A 392-nucleotide genomic window follows, 5' to 3' on the forward strand; every position below is an offset into this window, starting at 1 on the left:
GCAAGGCTAAAAAAAGCCAAAGGTAAAATTTACATTTTATCTTTGGCCTCTCTATGTCTTCGTCCAGAAGACGAGGGTCATGTATGGTGGAGCTATGCGGGATCGAACCGCAGACCTCCTGCGTGCAAGGCAGGCGCTCTCCCAGCTGAGCTATAGCCCCATACATGATGTAAATACGTTTTGTCCAATTGCTTCTACTGCGAAAGATGTATTCGAGTTAAAGCAAGGCATGAAATGAAGAAGTTTATAAATAATAAACGACGATTTTCACAACAAAGCTATAACGAAGAATTGGTGGGTCTGAGTAGACTTGAACTACCGACCTCACGCTTATCAGGCGTGCGCTCTAACCAGCTGAGCTACAGACCCTACGTATTTAATTGCCTTTCATA

General features: G+C 43.9%; 2 tRNA genes. Both read right to left on the reverse strand.

Features of this window, described 5'->3' with window-relative positions:
- Positions 1-84: 84 nt before the first annotated feature.
- A tRNA-Ala gene (locus tag AC1EU2_RS18775) sits at positions 85-160 on the reverse strand.
- A 132-nt stretch (positions 161-292) separates the two neighbouring features.
- Positions 293-369 (reverse strand) — tRNA-Ile (locus AC1EU2_RS18780).
- Positions 370-392: the final 23 nt, after the last annotated feature.

It is taken from the genome of Parashewanella sp. 2304DJ23-3, from assembly GCF_056591695.1.